2 protein-coding genes are annotated in these 1,830 nt (G+C 25.2%); both read left to right on the top strand.

The window, feature by feature from the left end; translation table 11 throughout:
• Positions 1-316 (top strand): hypothetical protein (locus tag QM536_09635; GenBank protein MDI9357271.1); only part of this gene is annotated, 316 nt, incomplete at its 5' end.
• A gap of 251 nt (positions 317-567) precedes the next feature.
• Positions 568-1,830: pentapeptide repeat-containing protein (locus tag QM536_09630; GenBank protein ID MDI9357270.1), on the top strand; the 1,263-nt coding region annotated here is incomplete at its 3' end.

Here is a 1,830-nt window from a genome sequence, read left to right as displayed (position 1 = left end):
TGTTCAATTTTTCAAACAAACATACAGATTTGGAAAATCGCGTGTTTCTCTTTTTGTAAAATATCCCGATTCTTTAAAAATAGTGCATATTTTGCCTTCTTGTTTTGCTCTCTTTTTTATTGTTACCATAATTACAAATCTATTTTTTATGAAATTCTTACTTATTCTTTATTTTTCTCTTATTTTTGTAGATTCATTGCAGAAAAATAAGAGCATAAGAGTTGCTTTTATGAGCATTATTGCTGCTTTTATACAACTTTTTAGCTACGGTATGGGGTTTATTATAAAAGTAGGACAAAGTATTTTTAAATCGTAAAGTATAAGTTATAAATTAAAAAACTTCCCTCCTTACAAGAAGGGCAGGGGTGGTGAAAAAAATCTATTAATATATTTTCTATAAAATTTCACCCCTTCGGGATTATTTGTTTTTTTTCATTTCATCATATCCCACCATAACACAAAATAAAAAGAGAATCTCAAAAAAACTAATTTGCAAATACAAAAATTTTAGAATTATATGCATAAACTATTATAAAAAATAAACCATCATAAACCATTAGCAATATTATGTGTAAATATACAACAAAATATAAAGATAGTTGGGATAATAGAAAAGATTATAAATGCGAGGAGAAAGATTATACAGCATCAGGATACTGTGTATTTCATTATGGCTTACAAGGTAATGATTCCCAAGAAATTAACCCTGCTAAAGTAGATGAAAAAAAAGATGATTTTGAAACAAGATTAAGAAAGTTCTTAGATATAAACAAAGATTCAGTAGATACAAACAAAGATACAGAATATAATTGTATTGGTTGGGTTTTTCCTGAGATAGATTTTGATAAATTAAAAAAAGGAATAGGAGCAATCTTTGAATTTACACGTCCCGTGAACTTTATAAAAACAATTTTTTCAGGAGGAGCAGATTTTACTGAAGTCAAGTTTTCACGAGAAGTATCTTTTAGAGAATCTCAATTTTTAAAAAAAGCAAGTTTTACGGAAGCAACATTTTTACAAAAAGCAGATTTTAGAAAAAGCATGTTTTTAGAAGAAGCATATTTTAAGTATACACTTTTTTCAGAAGATGCAAATTTTTTTAGAGCCAAGTTTTCACAAAAAATAACTCTTCAAGGAACCATTTTTTTAGAAAGAGCAGATTTTGCGAGAATCCATGTTGGATATGCTCTTAATTTTTCTGATACATTTTTTTTTCAACAATTATTACTTGCTCACGCAAGCTGTAAAGATAATGTTATATTTGATAATTGTTATGCACAATACATTGATTTAGAATACTGTGAGGTAACATTGGTATGTAATATTGCTCGTTCTCTTATAAAAAATATTGTGATAAAAAATGCAATGTTTAAAAGTATAATGTTTAGAAGTGTGTCTCCTAATATTGAATACTATAAACACCAAAAAAACGAACAAATAGAGAAGGGATTTGAAAAAATACCTGAGTTATTAGAAAAAAAAAATGAAAAACTGGTAGTACAATCCTCCAAAGATGAAATACAAAAAACAATAGAAAATTTAAAACAAGAATTTAATATAAGAAAATCTGTAACAGAAGACAAAGATAAAATAAAAAACGAATTAAAAATAATAGATGATATATTACAAATACAAAAAAAATTAAAAACATTACAAGAATTAGAAGAATTAAAAACACTAAGTGAAGAATTTAAAGAATTTAAAGAATTTAAAATACTAAGTGAAGAATTTAAAACAATAGAAGAATTTAAAACACTAAGTAAAAAATTTAAAACACTAAGTGAAGAATTTAAAACAATAGAAGAATTTAAAACACTAAGTAAAAAATTT

The organism is Chitinophagaceae bacterium (assembly GCA_030053935.1).
In the GTDB taxonomy this organism is placed as follows: domain Bacteria; phylum Bacteroidota; class Bacteroidia; order Cytophagales; family JASGCU01; genus JASGCU01.
This window is presented reverse-complemented; position numbering and strand designations above follow the sequence as displayed.